Genomic DNA, 21,482 nt, shown 5'->3' with positions numbered 1-21,482 from the left:
CGGAAGGAACCGCGAACGTGCCCCGCAGCACCGATGAGCCCAGGCCGCCCGCAGGCGGCGGCGTCCAGTCGCTGGAGCGCGCCTTCGACCTGCTGGAACGGATGGCCGACGCGGGCGGCGAGGTGGGGCTGAGCGAGCTGGCGGGCAGCAGCGGGCTGCCGCTGCCGACCATCCACCGCCTCATGCGGACCCTGGTCGCCACCGGCTACGTACGCCAGCAGCCCAACCGCCGCTACGCGCTGGGCCCGCGGCTGATCCGGCTCGGCGAGAGCGCGTCCCGGCTGCTCGGCACCTGGGCGCGGCCGCATCTGGCGCGGCTGGTGGAGGAGACCGGCGAGACCGCGAACATGGCGCTGCTCGACGGCGACGAGGCCGTGTACGTCGCGCAGGTGCCGTCGCGGCACTCGATGCGGATGTTCACCGAGGTCGGGCGGCGGGTGCTGCCGCACTCGACCGGGGTGGGCAAGGCGCTGCTCGCGCACCTGCCGGACGAGGAGGTACGGGCCCTGCTGGCCCGTACCGGCATGCCGGCGGCGACCGAGAAGACGATCACCTCGGCGGACGTCTTCCTCAAGGCGCTGGCCGCCGTCCGCGCGGACGGCTACGCGGTGGACGACAACGAGCAGGAGATGGGCGTGCGCTGCCTGGCCGTCGCGGTGCCGGACGCGCCCACGGCGGCGGCGGTCTCGATCTCCGGGCCCGCGGGCCGGGTGACCGAGGCGGCGACGGAGCGGATCGTGCCGGTGCTCCAGGAGGTCGCGCGGGAGTTGTCGGCGGCACTGACGGACGCGACCGCGGGCGCGGACTGACGGCGCGGCGGGACGGCCCTCGTGACGCGGCACACCACCGGAAACGGACGCTTCGGATGAGCGCGGCCACCGGACCCTCCGGCAGCGGCCCCGCGGTCGCCGGGCTGCTCCTCGCCGCGGGCGGCGGGCGGCGGCTCGGCGGGCGGCCCAAGGCGCTGCTGCCGGCCGGTCCCGCAGGGCGGCCGCTGGTGGAGCGGGCGGCCGGAGTGCTGCGGGCGGCCGGCTGCGCGCCGGTGCACGTGGTGCTGGGCGCGGCGGAGGAGGCGGTACGGGCCGGGGCGCGGCTGGCCGGCTGCGTACCGGTGTCCAACCCGGACTGGGAGTCGGGCATGGGCTCGTCGCTGCGCGCCGGTCTGGCGTCGCTGGAGCCGACCGCCGCCGCGGCGGTGGTGGTGCTCCTGGTGGACCAGCCGCGCGTCGGGCCCGCGGCGGTCGCGCGCGTGGTCGCCGCGTACGCCGCCGGCGGCGCGGAGTTGGCGGCGGCCACGTACGACGGGGTGCGCGGCCACCCGGTGCTGCTGGGCCGCCCGCGCTGGCCGGAGGCCGCGGCGGGCGCCACCGGCGACCGGGGCGCCCGCGACGTGCTGGCCAGCGCGGCGCGCCGGGGGGAGCTGGCGCTGGTGGAGTGCGGCGACGTCGCGGCGCCCGACGACGTGGACACCCCCGCGGATCTGGCGCTGCTCGACGAGCCGCGGGCAGGCTGGCACTGAGCGCCGCTCGGCCCGTACCGAAAAGCCTCTCGACGTCAACAGACCGTTGAACTTCCGGCATAAGGAAACTATTCTCCACAGGCCAGAAGGGTTCGGAATGCGCTTCCGGCCGCCCACGCCACGTTCCGCTGCGCCCGGCACCCCGTGCCGCCAAGGAGTGACAGCCATGTCCGCAGTCGTCGCCGCCACCGAGCCCGCGCCCGGCCAGGACGACGTCCTCACCGACGCCGCCCTCGCCTTCCTCGGCGAACTCCACCGCCGGTTCACCCCCCGCCGCGACGAACTCCTCGCCCGCCGCGCCGAACGCCGCGCCGCCATCGCGCGCACCGCGACCCTCGACTTCCTCCCCGAGACCGCGGCCGTCCGCGCCGACGACACCTGGCGCGTCGCCCCCGCCCCGCCCGCGCTGGAGGACCGCCGGGTGGAGATCACCGGCCCCACCGACCGCAAGATGACGATCAACGCCCTCAACTCCGGCGCCCGGGTCTGGCTCGCCGACTTCGAGGACGCCTCCGCGCCCACCTGGGCGAACGTCATCGGCGGCCAGGCCAACCTCATCGACGCCTACGAGCGCCACATCGACTTCACCGACCCCGCGTCCGGCAAGTCCTACGCCCTCCGGCCCGCCGCGGAGCTGGCGACCGTCGTCGCCCGGCCCCGCGGCTGGCACCTGGACGAGCGCCACCTGACCGTCGACGGCCGCCCCGTGCCGGGCGCGCTGGCCGACTTCGGGCTCTACTTCTTCCACAACGCCCGGCGGCTCCTCGACCTCGGCAAGGGCCCGTACTTCTACCTGCCGAAGACCGAGTCGCACCTCGAAGCGCGCCTGTGGAACGAGGTGTTCGTCTTCGCCCAGGACTACTGCGGCATCCCGCAGGGCACCGTGCGGGCCACCGTCCTCATCGAGACCATCACCGCCGCGTACGAGATGGAGGAGATCCTCTACGAGCTGCGCGACCACGCCTCCGGCCTCAACGCCGGCCGCTGGGACTACCTCTTCTCGATCGTGAAGAACTTCCGCGACGGCGGCGCGAAGTTCGTCCTCCCCGACCGCAACGCCGTCACGATGACGGCACCCTTCATGCGCGCCTACACCGAACTCCTCGTCCGCACCTGCCACAAGCGCGGCGCGCACGCCATCGGCGGCATGGCCGCCTTCATCCCCTCCCGGCGCGACCCCGAGGTGAACGAGGTGGCGTTCGAGAAGGTCAAGGCGGACAAGGACCGCGAGGCGCACGACGGCTTCGACGGCTCCTGGGTCGCGCACCCGGACCTGGTGCCCCTCGCCATGGAGTCGTTCGACGCGGTGCTCGGGGAGCGGCCGCACCAGAAGGACCGGCTGCGCGAGGACGTGTCCGTGGCCGCCGCCGACCTGATCGCCGTCGACTCCCTGGACGCGAGGCCGACGTACCCGGGGCTGGTCAACGCCGTGCAGGTGGGCATCCGTTACATCGAGGCGTGGCTGCGCGGCATGGGCGCGGTGGCCATCTTCAACCTCATGGAGGACGCCGCCACGGCGGAGATCTCGCGGTCGCAGATCTGGCAGTGGATCAACGCGGGCGTCGTCTTCGACGACGGCCGGGCGGTGACGGAGGAACTGGTGCGGCGGATCGCGGCGGACGAACTCGCGGACATCCGCGCGGAGCTGGGGGCCGAGGCGTTCGCGGCGGGGCGGTGGCAGCAGGCCCACGACCTGCTGCTGCGGGTGTCGCTGGACGCGGACTACGCGGACTTCCTGACGCTGCCCGCGTACGAACTCCTGGACTGACGCGCCCGCCCCGGCCGCCGGCACCCTCTGGCGGAGCGTGGCCCTCGCGTGGTCGCATGCTGCCATGACCGACGACACACACGACTCCCCCGGCCCCTCCGGTGCCTCCGGCGGCGGTGCCCGCGCCGCCGTGGCCGGCCGCTTCCGCGGGCTGCTCGACGACCTCGACCGGACCTCCGGGACGGCGGTCGCGGACGCCGCCACGCTGATCCTGGACGCCGTCGCCGCGGGCGGCCTGGTGTACGCGGCCGGGGCCGGGCACTCGCTGGCGATGGTCTGCGAGACGTTCTACCGGGCGGGCGGGCTGGCCTGCGTACGGCCCGTGTGGGACCCGGAGATCCTGCCGCTGAACGGCGCGACGGCGAGCACGGCCGCGGAGCGGCGGCCGGGCTCGGGGCGGGCGACGGTGGAGCGGGTGAAGCCGGGGCCGCAGGACGTGGTGGTGGTCTTCTCCACCAGCGGCCGGAACCCGTATCCGGTGGAGATCGCGCAGGAGTGCATGGCACGGGGGGTGCCGGTGGTGGCGGTGACGTCGATGCCGGCGTCGGCGAGCGCGACGGCGCGGTCGAGCACGCGGCTGGCGGACCACGCGACGGTGGTGCTGGACACGCGGGTGCCGCCGGGCGACGTGGTGCACCCCCAGGAGTCGCCGCGCACGGCGGCGGTGTCGACGGTGCTGGGGGCGTACACGTGGGCGCTGCTGCTGGCGGAGCTGGACGAGCGGGCGGCGGAGCGCGGGGTGGAGCTGCCGCGGTGGGTGAGTGCGAACGTCCCGGGCGGGGACGAGGCGAACCGCCGCAACTTCACCCGCTACGGGGGCCGCGTCCCGGAGCTGTAGCGGGGGCGCGGGGCGGGGGGTTGTTCCCCTGACCCGCCCCTTCCCGACACTCGGGGGCTCCGCCCCCGAGACCCCCGGAGCGGGCGGGGCCGCCCAAGCCCCAACCGGGGGCTGCGCCCCCAAACCCCCCCACGCGGGTTTCACCGCGGCTCCGCCCCTCCCCTGACCGCACGCCCGGTCCCACCCCCGCCCCCAGTCCCGGTCCCGGCCGGGGCCGTCCCCCCGGCCGGGAGTCTGTGGGTTCTCCTCAGGCGCCGTTCGCCAGCCGCGCCAGTCTTACGGCCTCTTCCCTCGTCTTCGCCGCCACCGACTCCTCGTCGACCGTCACCAGCCGGCCCTCCTCCACCACCGGCTTTCCGTCGGCCAGCGACAGCGTCACCGGCGCAGGCGCGCCCAGAACCAGGGCCGCCACCGGGTCCGCGATCGAGGCGTGGGCCAGGCCGTCGAGTTTCCACAGCACCAGGTCCGCCAGCTTGCCCGGCTCCAGGGAGCCGATCGCGTCCTCGCGGCCCAGGACCTGGGCGCCGCCGTACGTGGCCAGGCGCAGGGCCTGGCGGGCCGTCAGGGCCTTCTCCCGGTGCGCGCCCAGCCTGTTGATCAGCAGCGCGTTGCGCAGCTCCGTGTGGAGTTCGCCGGACTCGTTCGACGCGCTGCCGTCCACGCCCAGGCCGACCGGGATGCCCGCCGCCAGCATGTCCGGGACGCGGGCGATGCCCGCGGCCAGGCGGGCGTTGGACGAGGGGCAGTGGGCGACGCCCGTGCGCGTACGGGCGAAGGCGGCGATGTCGGCGTCGGTCATGTGGACGCAGTGGGCCATCCACACGTCGTCGCCCAGCCACCCCGTGGATTCGAAGTAGGCCGTCGGGCCCATCCCGAACCGCTCGTGGCAGAACTTCTCCTCCTCCACCGTCTCGCTGCCGTGCGTGTGCAGCCGCACGCCCTTGCGGCGGCCCAGTTCCGCGCCCTCGCGCAGCAGTTCCGTGGAGATGGAGAACGGCGAGCACGGCGCCGCCGCGACCTGCACCATCGCGTCGTACGACGGGTCGTGGTGCGCGTCGATGACCGCCTCCGTGCCCGCGAGCGCGCCGTCCAGGGTCTCGACCGCGAAGTCCGGCGGCAGTCCGCCGGCCGTCTCGCCGAGGTCCATCGAGCCGCGGGCGAAGGTGAAGCGCAGGCCCGTCTCGCGCGCGGCGCGGATGATGGCGCCGGAGAGGTCGCCGGCGCCGCGCGGGTAGACGTAGTGGTGGTCCATCGCGGTGGTCACGCCGCCGCGCGCGAGCACCGCCAGCGAGCCCTGCGCCGCCGCGTGGCACATCGGCTCGTCGATACGCGCCCACGTGGGGTAGAGGGCGACGAGCCAGTCGAAGAGGTTGGCGTCCTGGGCGAGGCCGCGGGTGAGCCACTGGTAGAAGTGGTGGTGGGTGTTGACGAGTCCGGGCGTGGCCAGGTGTCCCGCGGCGTCGATCCGGCGCGCCACGCCGGCGAGCCCGGCCGGCGCCGGGCCCGCGCCCACGGACTCGATCCGGTTGTCCGCGACGACGACGTGCCCGGAGGCGTACTCCGTGCCCGCCGCGTCCACGGTGGCGATCGCGCAGTTCTCGACGACGGTGCGGCGTGCTGCCATGGGTTCCTCGGCTTCCTTCACCGGCGGCGGGTGGCCGGCGGTCAGAGGTTGGTCATGTCGTCGGGGATCCGGGCGTTCGCCCCGGCGCGCAGGACGGTCGCCTCGATCAGACCGTACGGGCGGTCGGCGGCGAAGTAGACGGCGCCGTCCGCGGCGTCGTTCTTCAGCCCGAAGGGCTCCAGGTCGACCCGGAAGTGGTGCTTGTTGGGCAGGGAGAAGCGGATCTCCTCGATCTCCGGTCGGTGTTCGACGACCCGCGCGCCCATGGCGTACAGGCTCTGCTGGAGCGAGAGCGAGTAGGTGTCGGCGAAGGCGGTCACGAGGTGCTTCGCGGTCTGCTCGTACGACTCGTCCCAGGCGGGCGGCTCGGCGCCGGCCGTACCCGCCGTGCCGGTCCAGCGGTGCCGCCACCAGGCGGAGACCTCGGTGGCGAGGATGCGGTCGTAGTCCTCCCGGAGCGTCGTGTACGCGTCCTTGGCGTAGCCCCAGAACTCCGAGGCGGTGGTGTTCATGACCACCAGGTCCTTGAGGCCGCCGAGGACTTCGAAGCGCTCGCCGTCGTAGGTCACCTGGGCGAGGCGGGTCTCCCGGCCGCGGCGTACGAAGGAGTGGCGAGTGGGGGTACCCCCGCCAGTGAGGGCGTAGCCGGCGGGGGAGGGCGCGTCGATCCGCTCCCAGGCGTACTCCTCGACGCGGATGCGGGCGCGGTGTATCGCCTCCTGGGTGGTGGTGAAGTGCCGGGCGAGGTGGACCGCGAACGCCTCGGGGGACTCGATGCCGTACCGCTTGGCGAAGGCGAAGACGGTGTTCTTGGTGGTGTCGGTGGGGAGCACGTGGGTGTTGGTGCCGGAGTAGTGGACCTCGTCCATGTCACCGGCCAGCGCGACCGAGACGTTGAGGTCGCGGACGTGGTGGGTGTCGCCGTCGCGGGTGACCTTGACGACGCGGGTCTCGGCCTTGCCGTACTGGTTGCGGCCGAGCACGGCGGGGCGCGCGGCGCGCGCGGGGCGGTCTGCCATCTGCTAGCTCCCTCGGTATACGGAGTAGCCGAACGGGGTGAGCAGCAGCGGCACGTGGTAATGCTCGCCGGAGGCGACGGCGAAGACCACCGCCACCTCCGGGAAGAACGCGCCGCCGTCCCGGTGCGCGGGGGCGTCCTGCCGGTCCTCGGCTGCTGGTTCGCTGAGGTACGGGCCGGTGGCGAAGACCAGCCGTACGTGGGTGGTGCCCGCCGGCAGCGCCGGGAGGTCCCGGACGCGGCCGTCGGCGTCGGTGGCGGAGGTGGCGTGGGCCGTCCAGCCGCCGGCGTCCCCGTCGCCCGTACCGCCGGTCCTGACGGAGAGTTCGACGGCGACCCCGGCCGCGGGGCGGCCGAGGCTGGTGTCCAGGATGTGCGTGGAGACGGAGGCGGCGCCGACGCTCATGGTCAGGCTCCTTCTGCTTCGACGAGGCGGGTCAGCCGGATACGGTTGATCTTGCCCAGCTCGCCGCGCGCGATCTCCCGCTCCCGCTCCGGCGCGTTGCCGAGGCGCGCGCGCAGCGCGTCGCGCATCCGTACGGCGCCGAGGCCGGTCGCGCAGATGAGGAAGACGTGCCCGAACCGCTCCTGGTACGCGAGGTTCAGCTCGCGCAGCTCCGCCCGCAGTTCCTCCGGCGCCCCCGCCATGCCCCGCTGCTCGCGCGCGGAGGCCGGGTCGCCCGGCGCCGGCCGGCCGATGGGCGGGTGCCCGGCCATCGCCTCGGCCAGCCCCGCCTCGTCGAGCGCGGCGAGCGCCGCCTCGGCGGCGGCGTACAGGTGCGCGGGGTCCGGGTAGGGGCGGCCCGCGGCCACGGCCGCGATCCAGGGGCCCGCCGCGCACACCTCGTGCAGCAGCGCGGCAACGGCCCGGTCGTCGGCGGAGTTGAGCCGGGCGAGGCCCGGCGGAACGCGCGAAGTCACAGCCGCAAGCTATGAGCCCCCGGCGCATCGCGTCAACAGTTTGTTGAATTTTCCGGTCAGCCGCCCTCGCGCGGCGGACCCTGCCCGGCTTCCCTGTTCAGGTAGTTGTAGATGGTGAACCTGCTGACGCCCAGCGCGCCGGCCACCGTCTCCACCCCGTGCCGTACGGAGAACGCGCCGCGGGCCTCCAGGACCCGTACGACCTGCTGCTTCGCCTTGCGGTCGAGCTGCGCGAGCGGCACGCCGTGGCGGCGCTCCAGCTCCGCCAGCATGTGGTCGAGCGAGTCCGCCAGATGGGGCAGCCGGACCGCCACGGCCGGGCGGCCCTCCCAGGACAGCACGACATCGTCGCCCGCCGCCGCCTCCGGCGGGACCATCTCCCCGCCCATCGCGTCGACCAGCGGCTTGACCGCGGCGACGAACGGGTGGTCCGCGGGCTCCGTCATGCGCCGGCCTTCCCCGGCTCCTCCGGCGCGCCCCCGACGACGCTCACCTGCAGTGAGATCCGGGTGGCGCCGGACGCCAGCGATCTGCGCAGCAGTTCGTCCACCGCGTCGAGCACGACCTCCGCGCCACCCTCGGCGCTGTTGCCGAAGGGGCCGACGTCGACGGCGTCGAGGTCCGCCGACTCCACCAGATCCCGGGCCGCCACCGCGTGCGGCGGCGGCTCCTCCAGGTCGAACGGCTCGGTCGTGAACTCCACCCTGAGTCGCATCCGAGCAGCATACGTGCCCGGTCACGGCTCCGGCGGCGGCCGGGCGGCGCCGGGGCGCCGCTCCCAGGTGCCCGGGACAGCGGGTTGCCTAGCGTAGCCGCGTGATTCCGGGAGGTAACACATGACAAGGAACCTGCGGGTGGCTGTCGCCGGCGCCGGGCTCGGCGGGCTCGCCGCCGCGGCGGCGCTCGTCCGGCAGGGCCTGGAGGTCGCCGTCTACGAACAGCGGCCCCGGCTGCCCGAGGACGAGACGGCACTGCACCTCGCGCCGAACGGCACCCGCATCCTGCAGCGCTGGGGCCTGGGCACGCAGTTGCTCGCGCTCGCCGTGCAGCCGGTCGCGCTGGAGTTCCGCGAGTGGAGCGACGGCACGCTGACCTGGCGGCAGCCGCTCGGCAGAATGGGCCCGGGCGCCTTCGCGGCCCCGTACTGCACGCTGCTCACCGACGAGTTGTACGACCTGCTCCTCGCCCGGCTGCCGCAGGAGCGCATCCGGCTGGGCCGCCGGCTGTCCGGCTTCACGGAGACGGCGGACGGCGTGGAACTGGAGTTCGCGGACGGGGGCAGCGCGACGGCCGACGTGCTGGTGGGCGCCGACGGCGTGCGTTCGCTGGTGCGCTCCCGGCTGATCGGCACGCCCCGGCGCGTCTACCACGGCACCACCGCCTACAGCGGCGCGCTCCAAGCCGACGAGGTGCCGGGTCTTGCCCGCGACCGGATCACCGTGTGGCTCGGCCCGGAGTCCCGCATGGTGGGCGCGCCGGTGTCGGAGGGAGAGCAGATCGGCTTCGTCGCCGTGGTGCCGTTCCGCGGCCGGACCGCCGGGCAGCGTCCGGTACGCGGCCAGCCCGCCGCGCTGGCCGCGGACTTCGGCGGCTGGGCGCCGGACGTCAAGGCGATCACGGCCGCGGCGGGCGGCATCCGGTCCTGGACGCCGTACGACCACGCGCCGCTCAAGCGGTGGGGCAGCGGCCGCGTCACGCTCCTCGGCGACGCCGCGCACCCGATGCTGCCGTACCACGGGCAGGGCGTCAGCCAGTGCCTGGAGGACGCCGTGGCCCTCGCCCACCACCTCGCCACGGCCCCCGCTCCCGCGCAGGCGCTGCGCCGGTACGAGGCGCTGCGGCTGCCGCACACCGCCCGGGTGCAGCTCGGCTCGCGCGCCAACGCCTTCCGCCCCGCCGCCGTACCGGACGTCACCTGGGCGCAGGTCTACGACATCGAGGAGCACCTTCCGCACTGACGGCGGAGAAGAACTCCGGCGCCCCGTCTGGGGGGGCGGGGCGCCGGGAAGGACGGCCCGGAGGTCGGCACCGGGCCGCACGGCCGCGAGCGGCCGGCAGGCGGCGGGCACGGCACGCGGTGCGATTGGGCCTCGCACCGGCTCCCCCGCCCCGCCCCGGCCTCTTCGCGCGGGCCCGCGCGCCCGTCCGAGACGGCGCGCGGCCTCGCGGAACTCGCGGTCCTTCAGGGCCCCTTCCCCCGTTTCGCGTGGCGGGGGAAGGGGCCCGCCTCTGGCCGGAGTTGCACCCCCCGTGACGAGGCGGTGACGCACCGGCGGTATCGTCACGCCCGCAGGGGGCCGGGGACGGGGCGTGTACACATGTCGATCCGAGTCGTGGTCGCCGACGACCAGGCGCTGCTGCGCGGGAGCTTCCGGGTGCTGGTCGAGACGGCGCCCGGGCTCAGCGTGGTGGGCGAGGCGGCGACGGGGGCGGAGGCGGTGGGACTGGCGGCGGCGGAGCTGCCGGACGTGGTGCTGATGGACGTACGGATGCCGGAGGTCGACGGCATCGAGGCGACGCGGCAGATCTGCGGCTCGCCCGCGACGGCCGGGGTGCGGGTGCTGATCCTGACGATGTTCGACCTCGACGAGTACGTGTACGGGGCACTGCGCGCGGGCGCGAGCGGCTTCCTGCTCAAGGACACCCCGCCGGCGGAACTGCTGCGCGCGATCCGCGTCGTGGCCCGGGGGCAGGCGCTGCTGGCGCCGTCGGTGACGCAGCGCCTGATCCGCCACTTCAGCCGGCTGCCGGAGCCGCTGCCGGACCTGCCTCGGGACCTGACGCGGGTGACGGTACGGGAGCAGGAGGTGCTGGTGCTGGTGGCGCGGGGGCTGGCGAACGGGGAGATCGCGGACCGGCTGGGGCTGAGCCTGCCGACGGTGAAGTCCCACGTGAGCCACCTGCTGACGAAGCTGGACGCCCGCGACCGCATCCAACTGGTCATCACCGCCTACGAAACCGGCCTGGTAACCCCCTCCCGCCGCTGACCGGTCACTCCCCCAGTCCCGCCTCCCGCGCCCGCAGCATCGCCGCGATCCGGTCCTGGACCCCCAGCTTCGTGAAGATGTTCGAGATGTGGTTGCGCACCGTCTTCTCCGACAGCACCAGTTCCCGCGCGATCCGCCGGTTGTTGTAGCTGCGCGCGATCAGGTCCAGCACCTCCCGCTCCCGCTGCGTCAACTGCGGAAAGGCCCGCCCCGCCGGCACCGTGTGCAGCGCCGAGAAGTACCGGCTCAGCCGCTCCGCCACCGCCGGGCTGAAGACCGCGCCGCCCGCCGCCACACACCGCACCGCCCCCAGCAGCTCCGCCCGTGACGCGGCCTTGTCCAGGTACCCGTACGCACCCGCGCGCAGCGCCGCCACCACCGCGTCGTCCTCCACCGACGCCGACATCACCAGCACCCGCGGCGAAGGCCCCCCGCGGCGCGGGGAGTTGAGCTGCCGCGTCGCCTCCACCCCCGAGCAGCCCGGCAGATGGAGGTCCATCAGCACCACGTCCACCCGCGCGTCCGGCTCCGCCAGCGCCGTCAGCGCGTCCTCCCCCGCCCCCGACTCACCCGCGATCTCCAGGTCCGGCACGTTCTCCAGCGCCACCCGCACCCCGTCCCTGAACACCGGGTGGTCGTCCACCACGTACACCCGCACCGCCGTCATACCGTCCCTCCCGGCAGCAGCGCGCGCACCAGCGTCCCGTGCGGCAGGTCCGTCCGCGGCAGGATCCGCAGCGTGCCGCCCACCTCCTCCGCGCGCCGCGCCATCGACGCGATGCCCAGGCCCAGCGGGCGCCGCGGCGGGCGGCCCGGGCCGTCGTCGGCGATGTCCAGGCGCAGCGCCGTGGCCGAGGTCCAGACCCCGAGCTGGACCGTACGGGCCGCGGCGTGCCGCAGCGCGTTGGTCAGGCCCTCGGCGGCGATCCGGTACGCCGCGACCTCCACCGCCGGGTGCAGCGCGCGCAGCCGCCGCGGCACCCGCGCCCGTACCTCCGTGCCGGTGCCGTCGTGGCGGGCGGCGAGCCGGACGAGCGCGCCGGCGAGCCCGGCCTCGGCGAGGTCGGGGGGTCGCAGGTCGTCGATGACCGAGCGGATCTCGGCGTTGATGCCGGCGGCGGTGCGGGCGGCGTCGGCGACGAGCCGCCGGCCCCGCGGCTCGTGCACGAGCAGGTCGGCGGCCGTCTCCAGGCGCAGCCGGATGCTGGCGAGGTTGCCGCCGAGGCCGTCGTGCAGGTCGCGGCGGAGCCGGTGCCGCTCGGCCTCGCGGGCGGCGACGACCTGGTCGCCGCGGCGGCGCAGTTCCTCGCGGAGCACCAGCGCGGCGACCATCGGGGAGAGTTGGTCCACGTACGTGTCGAGGCCGCAGCCGCGCGGCGGCGCGTAGAAGCTGAACACCCCGTAGACCTCGCCCTGGTGGACCAGCGGCCGGCGCACCGCGGGGGCGGTGGGCAGGCCGGCCCGGGCCCGGCAGCCGGCCGCGGCGCCGCGCCGCAGCGTGCGCAGGGCGGCGCCGGCGACCCCGAGGTGGGCGACCGCCAGCTCGCAGGCCAGCGTGACCGCCTCCGCCGGCCGCACGTCGTCCCGTATCCGAGCGGCGAGGAGGCGCAACGCGGCCTGGACGCCCCGCTCGGGACGCTCCCTCACCACGGCATGGGTCTCCACCGTGTCACCATCGCTTCCCCCCCGCTGCCTGTGCGTGTCACCGTTCCCCGGGCTCAGGGTCCCGGCACGCCCAACCGGACTCCGCTTCCCGGCGCCGGCTCGTACGGCAGCCGGGCCACCACCCGGTAGCCGCCGGCGGCCGTCGGGCCCGCGTCGAGCACCCCGCCGTACATGGCGGCGCGTTCGCGCATGCCGACGAGCCCGTGGCCGCCGTCCGGCCGCGCCGCCCGGTCGGGTGCGGCGCGGCCGTCGTCGGTCACTTCTATCCGTACGTCCTTGCCGTCGGCCTCGACGTCGACGCGGCAGGTCGCCACCCCGGCGTGCTTGACCACGTTGGTGAGCGACTCCTGCGCGATGCGGTAGACCGACAGGCCGACGCCCGCGGGCACGTCGTCGAGTCCGCTGGTCGTCAGCTCCACCGCGACGCCCGCGGCGCGCACCCGGTCGGCGAGCGCGCCGAGTCCCGCGACGCCCGGTGTCGGGTCCAGGTTGTGCGGGTCCAGGTTCCGCGGGCCCGGGCAGGAGTCGGCGGGGGCGCCGGTGTCGACGCGCAGCAGCCGCAGCATGCTGCGGAGTTCGGCCAGCGCCTCGCGGCTGATGGACTCGATGGCCCGCAGCGACTCGACGACCTCGGCGGGCCGCTCGGCGGCCACGTGGTTGGCCACCGACGCCTTGACGGCGATGAGCCCGATGCTGTGCGTCACCACGTCGTGCAGTTCGCGGGCCACGCGCAGCCGTTCGCCGGCGACGGCGCGCAGCGCCAGCTCCTCCGCGGCCCGTGCCGCGGCCAGCCGCCGGTCCCGTGCCAGGCGCCCGGCGACCCAGGCGGTGGCGGGCAGCAGGACGGCGAAGCCGAGCGTCTGGGGGTGCACGGGTACGTCGCCGAAGAGCCCGGCGGCGGCCAGGCAGAGCGGCCCGCCGGCGAGCACGGCGGCCACGACGCGTGCGTCCACGTCGCGGCGCGGCTGGGTGAGCGCCACCGGGTAGAGCGTGTACGCGACGGCGGCGAACCCCGCGGCGCCCCAGCCCAGCGGCCACGCCGCCACCGCGACGGCCAGGCTCGCGCAGCAGGCGGGCAACGGGTATAAGCGGCGCAGCGCGGGCGCGACGGCGGTGGCCGCGGCGACGGCGGCGACGAGCCAGCCGGGCGGGTGCGAGCGTACGGGCAGCGGCGCGAGCGCGGTGAGGACCGTCAGGCCCGCGAAGCCGGCGGCGGCGAGCAGGTCCAGCGGCACCACCCGGCCGCGCCGCCGCGGTCGGTGGTGCCGGGCTGTGCCTCCGTCGCTTCCGTCGCTCCGCACGGGAGGACCATAGAGGGCACGGGGTGCCATGCGCCTCCTTCCCGAGTAGGTCATCCTCACGCACGATAGGCATGACAGCACGGTCGGTGACATCCGGGGGCCGGAAACTCCGGGTTCGTCAGGCGCGGGTGGGCGGGGGCGCCGGCGGCAGCACGACGGTGACGCGGAGCCCGCCGGAGGAGCGCGGGGTGAGGGTGAGCGTCCCGTCGTGCGCGTGGGTGAGGGTTTCGACGATGGCCAGGCCGAGGCCCACGCCCGCGCGGTCGCTGTGGACGCGCTCGGTGCCGCGCTGGAACGGCTCGGTGAGCGTCGGGGCCAGCTCAGGGGAGATGTGCTCGCCGGTGTTCTCGACGATGAGCACCGCCCCGGTGTGGTGGACGCCGGTGCGCACCCGGACGACTCCGCGCTCGGGCAGGTTGTGGACGATAGCGTTGTGCACGAGGTTCGTGGTCAGCTGCAGCAGGAGCGCCGGCGACCCGAAGGCCGGGGTGATGTCACCGGAGGTCTCGATGGTGACGCCGCGCTTCTCGGCGAGCGGGAGCAGCACCTCGGTGGCCTCCTCCGCGAGCAGGGACAGGTCGACGTGCTCCCGGCTGAAGGACCTCTGTTCCGCGCGGCTGAGCACGAGCAGCGCCTCGGTGAGGTCGATCGCGCGGGCGTTGACGGTGCTCAGCCGGTCGACGAGCTTGCCGGGCTCGTGGGCCGGGTCGCTGCGGGCCACGTCGAGGAGCGACTTCGAGATCGCGAGTGGCGTACGCAGCTCGTGCGACGCGTTGGCGGCGAATCTCCGCTGCTCGGCGACGTGGGCTTCGAGCCGGGCGAGCATCGTGTCGAAGGCGTCGGCGAGTTCGCGGAACTCGTCGCTGCGGCCCGGCAGGCGGATCCGGTGGGAGAGCGAGCCGTTCGTGGCCATGCGGGTGGCGTCGGTGATGCGCGTCAGCGGGGCGAGCATGCGGCCGGAGAGGATCCATCCGCCCAGGAGGCCGAAGCCCAGGAGGAAGAGCATGACCGCGGCGGCGGTGGGGGCGAAGCCGCGCACGAAGGTGGTGCCGGGGGTCGCCCTCCATGCTCCCTCCGCGTTGGTCTGCAGCCACCCCTCCCGTACGAGGAACAGTCCTATGGCGGCGAGCAGCAGGGCACCCGCGAGCATGAGGAATCCGGCGTAGCTGAGGGTGAGCTTGACGCGAACGCTCAGACCCGGCCGCCTATTCACGGCCGCGCCTCTCCCGTCCGGTGCCGGCTGTCGGAACGTGCATGGCACTCATGCTAGGAGTCGGGGCATATCGTCCGGATATCGATTACCCCCCGCATCCGGGCGCCGGGCCGTGACCCTACCTGTCGGTAGCTTGTCGTCGGCGTATCGAAAACCCCATACGTGCGGAGAACATCGCGCCGTCTTGACTGGGCGCATGTCCTCCAGCGAGCCGGGCCCGAGCCTCTCCGTCCGGCCGATCACCGCCGCCGAGCACCTGGCGTTCGTACGGCGGCAGCGGTCGGTCAGCTTCCTGCAGACCCCGGCGTGGGGCCGCGTCAAGACCGAGTGGCGCAGCGAGTCCCTCGGCTGGTACGACGGCCGGGAGCTGGTCGGCGCCGGGCTCGTCCTGCACCGCCCGGTGCCGCGGCTCGACCGTTTCACGCTGGCCTACCTGCCCGAGGGCCCGGTCCTCGACTGGACCGGCGGGATCGACGCGTGGCTCGACCCGCTGGCCGCCCGGCTGAGGGCGGACGGCGCGTTCGCGATCCGGCTCGGCCCTCCGGTCCGTACCGCCACCTGGAACGCGGACCAGGTCAAGGAGGGCATCGCCGACCCCGGCGTGAAACGCCTCACCGACGTGCCCGGGCACTGGGCCGACCCGGTCGGCACCCGCGTGGCCGGCCGGCTCCGGGACGCGGGCTGGCTGCCGCAGAGCCCCGAGGACGGCTTCGGGACCGGGCATCCGCAGTTCAAGTTCGAGATCCCGCTGGCCGGCAGGACCGAGGACGACGTGCTCGCGGGCATGAACCAGCTCTGGCGCCGGAACATCAAGAAGGCGGCCAAGGCGGGTGTCGAGGTCACGGTCGGCGAACGCCCCGGGGATCTGGGAGCGTTCCACGCCCTGTACGCCCACACCGCCGAGCGCGACCGCTTCACACCGCGTCCACTGGGCTACTTCGAGACCATGTTCGCCGCGCTGGGCGCCGAGGACCCCGAGCGCATCAGGCTCTATCTGGCCCGGCACCGGGGCGAGCTGGTCGCCGCCGCCGTCCTGGTCCGCGTCGGCGCCCACGCGGTGTACGCCTACGGCGCCTCCTCCACCGCACACCGCGACGTGCGCGGCTCCAACGCCTGCCAGTGGGCGATGATCCGCGACTCGCTGGCGGCCGGCTGCGACGTCTACGACCTGCGCGGCATCACCCCGACCCTGGACGCCGGCGACCCGCACATCGGGCTGATCCAGTTCAAGGCGGGCACCGGCGGTCAGGCCGTACGGTACGTCGGCGAGTGGGATCTGCCGCTGCGGCCGATGGTCTACCGGGCCTTCGACCTCTATCTGAAGACGCGCGAGTCCCGCAGGCGGCGGGGGCGGGCATGAGCAACGGCCGGGGCGCCGGCCCGGATGCGGCCCGCGACGCGCCGTGACCCGGCCGTCCGAAGGGCGGCGGGCGGCATTGATCCACCGGCTCGCCCCACCGGTCACCCGAGTGCGGCGGCGACCTCGTCGAGTCCCGCGCCGCGCGACGCCTTGACGAGCACCACGTCACCGGCGGCGAGGTTGCCGCGCAGCCAGTCCACGGCGGCGTCGTTGTCCGCCAGCGCCACGGCCCGCTCCCCCGCGCCGTCGGCGATCGGCCGGGCGGCCTCGCCGACGGCGAGCACCAGATCGGCCCTGGCGGCGGCGTACGCGCCGACGGCCCGGTGCGCGGCCCGGCTCTCCTCGCCCAGCTCCAGCATCTCGCCGAGGACGGCGATGCGGCGCCCGCCCTCGATCGCCGACAGCGCGTCCAGGGCCGCGCGAGTGGAGTCGGGGTTGGCGTTGTACGAGTCGTTGAGGAGCGTCACGCCGCCCGCGAGGTCGCGCAGTTCCATGCGCCACTTCGACAACGACGCGGTGGCGAGCCCCTGCGCGGCCACGTCGAGGGGGATGCCGGCCGCGAGTCCGGCCGCCGCGGCGGCGGACGCGTTCAGCGCCTGGTGGGCGCCCACGAGCGGCAGGGCGACGCGGGCCGAGGCGTCGGCGGTCCGCAGCGTGAAGGACGGCCGGCCGCAGGCGTCCAGCGCCAGGTCGAGCACCCGCACGTCGGCGTGCTCCGCCCGGCCGAAGGTGAGCACCGGGCCGTCGGTGAGCGCGCGCATCGCGGCGACTCGCGGGTCGTCGGCGTTGAGGACGGCCGTGCCGCCGGGCGCCAGCCCCCGCACCAGCTCGCCCTTGGCCGTGGCGATGGCTGCGCGCGAGCCGAACTCGCCGAGGTGCGCCTGGCCGACGTTGAGGACGACGGCGACGTCGGGCGCGACCAGGCCGGTGAGCGCCGCGATGTCGCCGACGCGGCGGGCACCCATCTCCAGGACGAGGAACCGGGTGCCCAGGTCGGCCCGGAGCATGGTCAGGGGCACCCCCAGCTCGTTGTTGAACGAGCCGAACGTGGCGGTCGTGGGCGCGGTGCCCGACAGCACGGCGGCCACCAGGTCCTTGGTGCTGGTCTTGCCCTGGGAGCCGGTCAGCCCGAACACCGTGAGACCGCGGCGCAGCCGGGCCACGACGTGGGCGGCGAGTCTCTGCAACGCCGCCTGGACGTCCTCGACGACGACGGTGGGCAGCGGCGTGGGCCGGGAGCCGAGCACGGCCACCACGCCGGCCCGGCCGGCCTGCCCGGCGTAGTCGTGGCCGTCGGCACGCTCGCCGGCGACGGCGACGAAGAGGCCGCCCGGCTCGGCCTGCCGCCCGTCGAGCACGGCAGGGGCGGTCACCGTGACGGCACCGTCGCCCTCGACCGTCCCGCCGACGACCGCGGCGATCTCGCGGAGGCTGAGCGGCACGATGCCCGCGCGACGCGGGAGCCGGGCGGCGGGATCGAGGCCGGAGAGGTAGAGGTAGGAAGAGGCTCGTTCGCTGTGGGTCACGCGTCCAGTCAAGGAAAGGCGGCGTTGCGGGCGCGTATGCGGATTTCGATATGCCGACGATATCCCGTACACCGATACCAATCGGTAACATATCGCCGGGATATGGGAAAGAGGATACGCCCCGGCAACACCGCGTCCCGTTGGCTGGAGGCATGACCTACAGCGAACCGCCGGCCGTCACGGCGGGTATCACCCTCTACGGCTGCGGGCGCGACGAGGAAAAGCTGGTCCGCGAACTGGCGCCGCGCCTGGGCGTGGTGCCGACCCTCACCGCGGCGGCGATCTCGGAGGCCAACGCCGGGCTCGCGCACGGAAACCGGTGCATCAGCGTCGACCACAAGACCCGGATCACCGGTTCCACTCTTCGCGCGCTCAGCCGGGTCGGCGTCGCTTACATCTCGACCAGAAGCATCGGATACAACCACATCGACGTCGCGTACGCGGAAAGCATCGGAATCTCCGTGGAGAACGTGGCCTATTCGCCCGACAGCGTGGCCGACTACACCCTGATGCTCATGCTGATGGCCATGCGGCATGCGAAATCCACCCTCCGTCGCGCGGACGCCCACGACTACAGGCTGCAGGACGTCCGCGGGAGGGAACTGCGCGATCTGACCATCGGGGTGGTGGGAACGGGACGCATCGGCGCGGCGGTCATCGGCCGGCTGCGGGGCTTCGGCTGCCGGATCCTGGCCCACGACGCCCGTTCCGGCACCGATGCCGACTACGTTCCGCTCGACGAACTGCTGCGGCTGAGCGACGTGGTGACGCTCCATACGCCGCTCACCCCGGACACCTACCACCTCCTCGACGGCCGGCGCATGAAGCTGATGAAGCACGGCGCCGTCATCGTCAACACCGGACGGGGCGCACTGCTGGAGACCGAGGCCCTGCTGGCGGCGCTGGAGGACGGCAGGCTGGGCGGCGCCGCGCTGGACGTCCTCGAAGGCGAGGAAGGAATCTTCTACGCCGACCACAGGGACGAGCCCCTCACGACCGGTCCGCTGCCGCGGCTCCAGGAACTCCCGAACGTGCTCATCAGCCCGCACACCGCGTACTACACGGACCACGCGCTGAGCGACACGGTCGAAAACTCCCTCACCAATTGCCTTGCATTCGAAAGCAGGAATCAGCGTGGCTAGACTGAAGGTCGGAATCCTCTTCGGCGGCAGCTCGGAAGAGCACCCCGTCTCCGTGAAATCCGCGCAGCAGGTCGCCCGGAGCCTCGATCTCGAAAAGTACCAGCCGTTCTACGTCGGGATCACGGAGAGCGGCGCCTGGAAGCTCTGCGACGGCCCCGGCCCCGGCTGGGAGAACGGCAATTGCCGTCCGGCGCTGCTCTCACCCGACCGCGGCGTGGGCGGGCTTCTCGTGCTGGAGCAGGGGCGATACGGGACGATCGGTCTGGACGTCGTCCTGCCCGTGCTGCACGGCAAGCTCGGCGAGGACGGTGCGATACAGGGCCTGCTGGAGCTGACCGGCATCCCCTACGCCGGCTGCGATGTGCAGAGTTCCGCCGTGTGCATGGACAAATCACTTGCCTATCGCGTCGTCAGGAGCGCGGGAATCGCCACGCCGGACTTCTGGACCGTCACGGCGGACGACGTCGTCGACCCCGGCCGGCTGACGTATCCCGTGTTCGTCAAACCGGCCCGCTCCGGCTCGTCCTTCGGCGTCAGCAAGGTTTCCGGCCCCGCGGAACTCCCGGATGCGGTGAAGACGGCACGGCAGTACGACTCGAAGGTGCTGATCGAGGAGGCGGTGGCCGGCAGCGAGGTCGGGTGCGCCATCCTGGGCGACGAGCCGGATCTGCTGGCGGGCGAGGTGGACCGGATCGCGCTGTCGCACGGCTTCTTCAAGATCCATCAGGAGGCGGATCCGGAGAGCGGTTCCGAGAACTCCACCCCCCTCGTGCCCGCCGACATCCCGGCGGAGTCCCGCGCGCTCGTCCGGGAAACCGCGAAGGCCGTCTACCGCGCCCTGGGGTGCAGGGGACTGGCGCGGGTCGACCTCTTCCTCACGGACGAGGGGGACGTGGTCCTCAACGAGGTCAACACCTTTCCCGGCATGACCTCCTACAGCCGGTACCCGAGGATGATGGCGGCCGCGGGGCTGCCGCTCTCCCAGGTGATCGACCGGCTGATATCGCTCGCCCTGAACGGGAACGCCCGGTGAACGAGGACTTCGCCTTCCTGGACGAGCTCGTACCCGGGCTGCGATGGGATGCCAAGTACGCCACCTGGGACAACTTCACCGGGAAGCCGGTGGACGGATACCTGGTCAATCGCATCGCCGGCACCAGGGCCCTGGGCGCGGCCCTGGGCAGGGTGCGGGAGAAGGCGGCGGCCCGCGGCTTCGGCCTGCTGCTCTGGGACGGCTACCGCCCGCAGCGGGCCGTGGACTGCTTCCTGCGCTGGTCGGAAGAGCCGGAGGACGGACGCACCAAGCAACGGCACTACCCGAACATCGGGAGGGCCGAGATGTTCGAGCGGGGGTACGTCGCCGCCAGGTCGGGCCACAGCCGGGGCAGCACCGTCGACCTCACCCTCTACCACCTCGGCACCGGTGAACTCGCCCCCATGGGCGGTGACCACGACCTGATGGATCCCCGCTCACACCACGGCGCACCGGGGATCACGCAACGCGAGGCGGGAAACCGCGCGCAGCTCCGTTCCCTCATGGAGACGTGCGGCTTCAGCTCCTACGCGTGCGAGTGGTGGCATTACACGCTCACCGACGAGCCCTACCCGGACACCTATTTCGATTTCCCCGTCGCGTAGGGCCGTCCGCCGCGACCCGCCGGAGCCCTCGGCCGCGGACCGCCGGCCGGCACCTTGACAGTGCTCGCACCGAACCGGCAGAGTTTCCGTTATTCAGAATGATACTTCCGAGATACGGAAGGAGCGCGGAAACCTCATGGGCTTCGGCGACCAGCGCTTCACAGTGAACATCTCCCTCCTGTTCACCGAGCTTCCGCTCCTCGAACGCCCGGCCGCGGCCGCCGCGGCCGGCTTCGACGCGGTCGAGCTGTGGTGGCCCTGGCCCGACGCACCCGTCCCGGATCCGGCGGAACTGGACGCCCTGCGCACCGCGCTGGACGCGGCCGGCACCCGGCTGACCGGGCTCAACTTCTACGCGGGCCGGCTGCCGGGACCCGACCGCGGCGCGCTCTCCGTGCCCGGCGCGGAGTCCGAGCGGTTCCGCGCGAACCTCGACGTGGCCGCCGGCTTCGCCGCCGCCACCGGCTGCACCGCGCTCAACGCCCTCTACGGCAACCGCGTCGAGGGCGTCACCGCCGCCGAGCAGGACCTGCTCGCGCTGGAGAACCTGGTGCTCGCCGCCCGCGCCGCCGACCGGGCCGGCGCCGTCCTGCTCATCGAGGCGCTGAACGAGCCCGAGTCCCCGCACTACCCGCTGCTCGACGCGGCGGCGGCGGTCGCGGTGGCCGACAAGGTCGACGCCGCCTCGGGCCTGGGCAACGCCCGCTTCCTGATGGACCTTTACCACCTGTCGATGAACGGCGCGGACCTGGAGCAGGTCATCGACGCCCACGCGGACCGCACCGGGCACGTCCAGATCGCCGACAACCCCGGCCGCGGCGCCCCCGGCACCGGCACGCTGCCGCTCGCCGCGCTGCTGGACCGGCTGGCCGCCGCCGGGTACGACGGGCACGTGGGCCTGGAGTACAAGCCGGGCGACCGGCCGAGCGCCGAGTCCTTCGGCTGGCTCCCGCGCTGAGCGC

General features: G+C 74.0%; 22 protein-coding genes. 11 read left to right on the top strand and 11 right to left on the bottom strand.

The genetic code is table 11. The annotated features are described in order from the left end of the window. Positions 1-17: 17 nt before the first annotated feature. The 4 genes from DMB38_RS30240 (at position 18) to DMB38_RS30225 (ending at position 4,125) form a co-directional block, all read left to right on the top strand. Positions 18-809: an IclR family transcriptional regulator gene (locus DMB38_RS30240; protein WP_125937808.1), complete on the top strand. Its 792-nt coding sequence runs from the start codon at positions 18-20 to the stop codon at positions 807-809. Positions 810-865: 56 nt separating this feature from the next. Next, entirely contained in the window at positions 866-1,519 is a 654-nt protein-coding gene (locus DMB38_RS30235; protein ID WP_125937807.1) for an NTP transferase domain-containing protein, read from the top strand. Between the two features lie 166 nt (positions 1,520-1,685). Then, positions 1,686-3,287 (top strand): malate synthase A, encoded by a 1,602-nt coding sequence (gene aceB / locus DMB38_RS30230; protein WP_125937806.1) that lies wholly within the window; start codon positions 1,686-1,688, stop codon positions 3,285-3,287. Positions 3,288-3,351: 64 nt separating this feature from the next. Further along, complete coding sequence (locus DMB38_RS30225; RefSeq protein ID WP_125937805.1) at positions 3,352-4,125, top strand: SIS domain-containing protein; 774 nt, start codon at positions 3,352-3,354, stop codon at positions 4,123-4,125. A 247-nt stretch (positions 4,126-4,372) separates the two neighbouring features. Here DMB38_RS30225 and DMB38_RS30220 read toward each other — a convergent pair whose 3' ends face one another. Genes DMB38_RS30220 through DMB38_RS30195 form a run of 6 tightly spaced genes read right to left on the bottom strand, consistent with a single transcriptional unit; the run spans position 4,373 to position 8,403 of the window. After that, positions 4,373-5,749: an 8-oxoguanine deaminase gene (locus tag DMB38_RS30220; protein ID WP_125937804.1), complete on the bottom strand. Its 1,377-nt coding sequence runs from the start codon at positions 5,747-5,749 to the stop codon at positions 4,373-4,375. Positions 5,750-5,790: 41 nt separating this feature from the next. Continuing rightward, positions 5,791-6,768, bottom strand: coding sequence for a factor-independent urate hydroxylase (gene pucL / locus DMB38_RS30215; RefSeq protein ID WP_125937803.1), 978 nt, complete (start codon positions 6,766-6,768; stop codon positions 5,791-5,793). 3 nt (positions 6,769-6,771) lie between these two features. Then, positions 6,772-7,173 (bottom strand): hydroxyisourate hydrolase, encoded by a 402-nt coding sequence (gene uraH, locus DMB38_RS30210; protein WP_125937802.1) that lies wholly within the window; start codon positions 7,171-7,173, stop codon positions 6,772-6,774. A 2-nt stretch (positions 7,174-7,175) separates the two neighbouring features. Then, positions 7,176-7,688 (bottom strand): 2-oxo-4-hydroxy-4-carboxy-5-ureidoimidazoline decarboxylase, encoded by a 513-nt coding sequence (gene uraD / locus DMB38_RS30205; protein ID WP_125937801.1) that lies wholly within the window; start codon positions 7,686-7,688, stop codon positions 7,176-7,178. Positions 7,689-7,744: 56 nt separating this feature from the next. Further along, on the bottom strand, positions 7,745-8,134 hold the full coding sequence (locus DMB38_RS30200) for a helix-turn-helix domain-containing protein (protein ID WP_125937800.1): 390 nt from the start codon (positions 8,132-8,134) through the stop codon (positions 7,745-7,747). After that, positions 8,131-8,403, bottom strand: a complete 273-nt coding sequence (locus tag DMB38_RS30195; protein WP_173534898.1) for a hypothetical protein — start codon at positions 8,401-8,403, stop codon at positions 8,131-8,133. Before DMB38_RS30195 ends, DMB38_RS30200 begins: the two co-directional genes overlap by 4 nt. Before the next feature lie 121 nt (positions 8,404-8,524). Here DMB38_RS30195 and DMB38_RS30190 point away from each other — a divergent pair, with 121 nt between their 5' ends. Both DMB38_RS30190 and DMB38_RS30185 read left to right on the top strand, forming a co-directional pair. Next, entirely contained in the window at positions 8,525-9,646 is a 1,122-nt protein-coding gene (locus tag DMB38_RS30190; RefSeq protein WP_125937799.1) for an FAD-dependent monooxygenase, read from the top strand. Between the two features lie 360 nt (positions 9,647-10,006). Beyond that, entirely contained in the window at positions 10,007-10,675 is a 669-nt protein-coding gene (locus tag DMB38_RS30185; RefSeq protein ID WP_125937798.1) for a response regulator transcription factor, read from the top strand. 4 nt (positions 10,676-10,679) lie between these two features. On the opposite strand, the gene DMB38_RS30180 is transcribed toward DMB38_RS30185, so the two are convergent. From DMB38_RS30180 to DMB38_RS30160, 4 genes are all read right to left on the bottom strand, one after another. Next, on the bottom strand, positions 10,680-11,342 hold the full coding sequence (locus tag DMB38_RS30180; protein ID WP_101420740.1) for a response regulator transcription factor: 663 nt from the start codon (positions 11,340-11,342) through the stop codon (positions 10,680-10,682). Then, positions 11,339-12,340, bottom strand: a complete 1,002-nt coding sequence (locus tag DMB38_RS30175; RefSeq protein ID WP_240662548.1) for a sensor histidine kinase — start codon at positions 12,338-12,340, stop codon at positions 11,339-11,341. Before DMB38_RS30175 ends, DMB38_RS30180 begins: the two co-directional genes overlap by 4 nt. 53 nt (positions 12,341-12,393) lie before the next feature. Then, the gene (locus DMB38_RS37260; protein ID WP_240662547.1) at positions 12,394-13,641 is read right to left on the bottom strand and encodes a sensor histidine kinase; all 1,248 of its coding nucleotides are present in this window, start codon (positions 13,639-13,641) and stop codon (positions 12,394-12,396) included. A gap of 118 nt (positions 13,642-13,759) precedes the next feature. Next, positions 13,760-14,854: a HAMP domain-containing sensor histidine kinase gene (locus DMB38_RS30160; RefSeq protein ID WP_125937797.1), complete on the bottom strand. Its 1,095-nt coding sequence runs from the start codon at positions 14,852-14,854 to the stop codon at positions 13,760-13,762. 196 nt (positions 14,855-15,050) lie between these two features. Between DMB38_RS30160 and DMB38_RS30155 the strand changes: the two genes are divergently transcribed. Then, positions 15,051-16,214 carry a peptidoglycan bridge formation glycyltransferase FemA/FemB family protein gene (locus DMB38_RS30155; RefSeq protein ID WP_125937796.1) on the top strand — a complete coding sequence of 388 codons (1,164 nt, stop codon included), beginning with the start codon at positions 15,051-15,053 and terminating at the stop codon, positions 16,212-16,214. Positions 16,215-16,315: 101 nt separating this feature from the next. Here DMB38_RS30155 and murF read toward each other — a convergent pair whose 3' ends face one another. Beyond that, entirely contained in the window at positions 16,316-17,659 is a 1,344-nt protein-coding gene (gene murF / locus DMB38_RS30150) for a UDP-N-acetylmuramoyl-tripeptide--D-alanyl-D-alanine ligase (RefSeq protein WP_125939377.1), read from the bottom strand. 233 nt (positions 17,660-17,892) lie between these two features. On the opposite strand from murF, the gene DMB38_RS30145 reads away from it, so the two are divergent. From DMB38_RS30145 to DMB38_RS30130, 4 genes are all read left to right on the top strand, one after another. Continuing rightward, entirely contained in the window at positions 17,893-18,882 is a 990-nt protein-coding gene (locus DMB38_RS30145) for a D-isomer specific 2-hydroxyacid dehydrogenase family protein (protein WP_206337765.1), read from the top strand. Further along, on the top strand, positions 18,875-19,915 hold the full coding sequence (gene vanA-Sc / locus DMB38_RS30140; RefSeq protein WP_125937795.1) for a D-alanine--(R)-lactate ligase VanA-Sc: 1,041 nt from the start codon (positions 18,875-18,877) through the stop codon (positions 19,913-19,915). Before DMB38_RS30145 ends, vanA-Sc begins: the two co-directional genes overlap by 8 nt. After that, positions 19,912-20,520 carry a D-Ala-D-Ala dipeptidase VanX gene (gene vanX, locus DMB38_RS30135; RefSeq protein WP_125937794.1) on the top strand — a complete coding sequence of 203 codons (609 nt, stop codon included), beginning with the start codon at positions 19,912-19,914 and terminating at the stop codon, positions 20,518-20,520. Before vanA-Sc ends, vanX begins: the two co-directional genes overlap by 4 nt. A gap of 136 nt (positions 20,521-20,656) precedes the next feature. Beyond that, positions 20,657-21,478, top strand: a complete 822-nt coding sequence (locus tag DMB38_RS30130) for a TIM barrel protein (protein ID WP_125937793.1) — start codon at positions 20,657-20,659, stop codon at positions 21,476-21,478. Positions 21,479-21,482 lie beyond the last annotated feature (4 nt).

The sequence above is a fragment of the Streptomyces sp. WAC 06738 genome (assembly GCF_003945505.1).
Classification (GTDB): Bacteria; Actinomycetota; Actinomycetes; order Streptomycetales; family Streptomycetaceae; genus Streptomyces.
Note: the sequence above shows the minus strand (reverse complement) of the source record. Positions and strands in the feature narration are given on the sequence as shown.

Bases quoted from the DNA above. Each gene is read 5' to 3' on its own strand.
- DMB38_RS30235 (WP_125937807.1), top strand. From the start codon at position 866: ATGAGCGCGGCCACCGGACCCTCCGGCAGCGGCCCCGCGGTCGCCGGG.
- aceB (WP_125937806.1), top strand. From the start codon at position 1,686: ATGTCCGCAGTCGTCGCCGCCACCGAGCCCGCGCCCGGCCAGGACGAC.
- DMB38_RS30225 (WP_125937805.1), top strand. From the start codon at position 3,352: ATGACCGACGACACACACGACTCCCCCGGCCCCTCCGGTGCCTCCGGC.
- DMB38_RS30220 (WP_125937804.1), bottom strand. From the start codon at position 5,749: ATGGCAGCACGCCGCACCGTCGTCGAGAACTGCGCGATCGCCACCGTG.
- pucL (WP_125937803.1), bottom strand. From the start codon at position 6,768: ATGGCAGACCGCCCCGCGCGCGCCGCGCGCCCCGCCGTGCTCGGCCGC.
- uraH (WP_125937802.1), bottom strand. From the start codon at position 7,173: ATGAGCGTCGGCGCCGCCTCCGTCTCCACGCACATCCTGGACACCAGC.
- DMB38_RS30200 (WP_125937800.1), bottom strand. From the start codon at position 8,134: ATGACGGAGCCCGCGGACCACCCGTTCGTCGCCGCGGTCAAGCCGCTG.
- DMB38_RS30195 (WP_173534898.1), bottom strand. From the start codon at position 8,403: ATGCGACTCAGGGTGGAGTTCACGACCGAGCCGTTCGACCTGGAGGAG.
- DMB38_RS30190 (WP_125937799.1), top strand. From the start codon at position 8,525: ATGACAAGGAACCTGCGGGTGGCTGTCGCCGGCGCCGGGCTCGGCGGG.
- DMB38_RS30185 (WP_125937798.1), top strand. From the start codon at position 10,007: ATGTCGATCCGAGTCGTGGTCGCCGACGACCAGGCGCTGCTGCGCGGG.
- DMB38_RS30180 (WP_101420740.1), bottom strand. From the start codon at position 11,342: ATGACGGCGGTGCGGGTGTACGTGGTGGACGACCACCCGGTGTTCAGG.
- DMB38_RS30155 (WP_125937796.1), top strand. From the start codon at position 15,051: ATGTCCTCCAGCGAGCCGGGCCCGAGCCTCTCCGTCCGGCCGATCACC.
- DMB38_RS30145 (WP_206337765.1), top strand. From the start codon at position 17,893: ATGACCTACAGCGAACCGCCGGCCGTCACGGCGGGTATCACCCTCTAC.
- DMB38_RS30130 (WP_125937793.1), top strand. From the start codon at position 20,657: ATGGGCTTCGGCGACCAGCGCTTCACAGTGAACATCTCCCTCCTGTTC.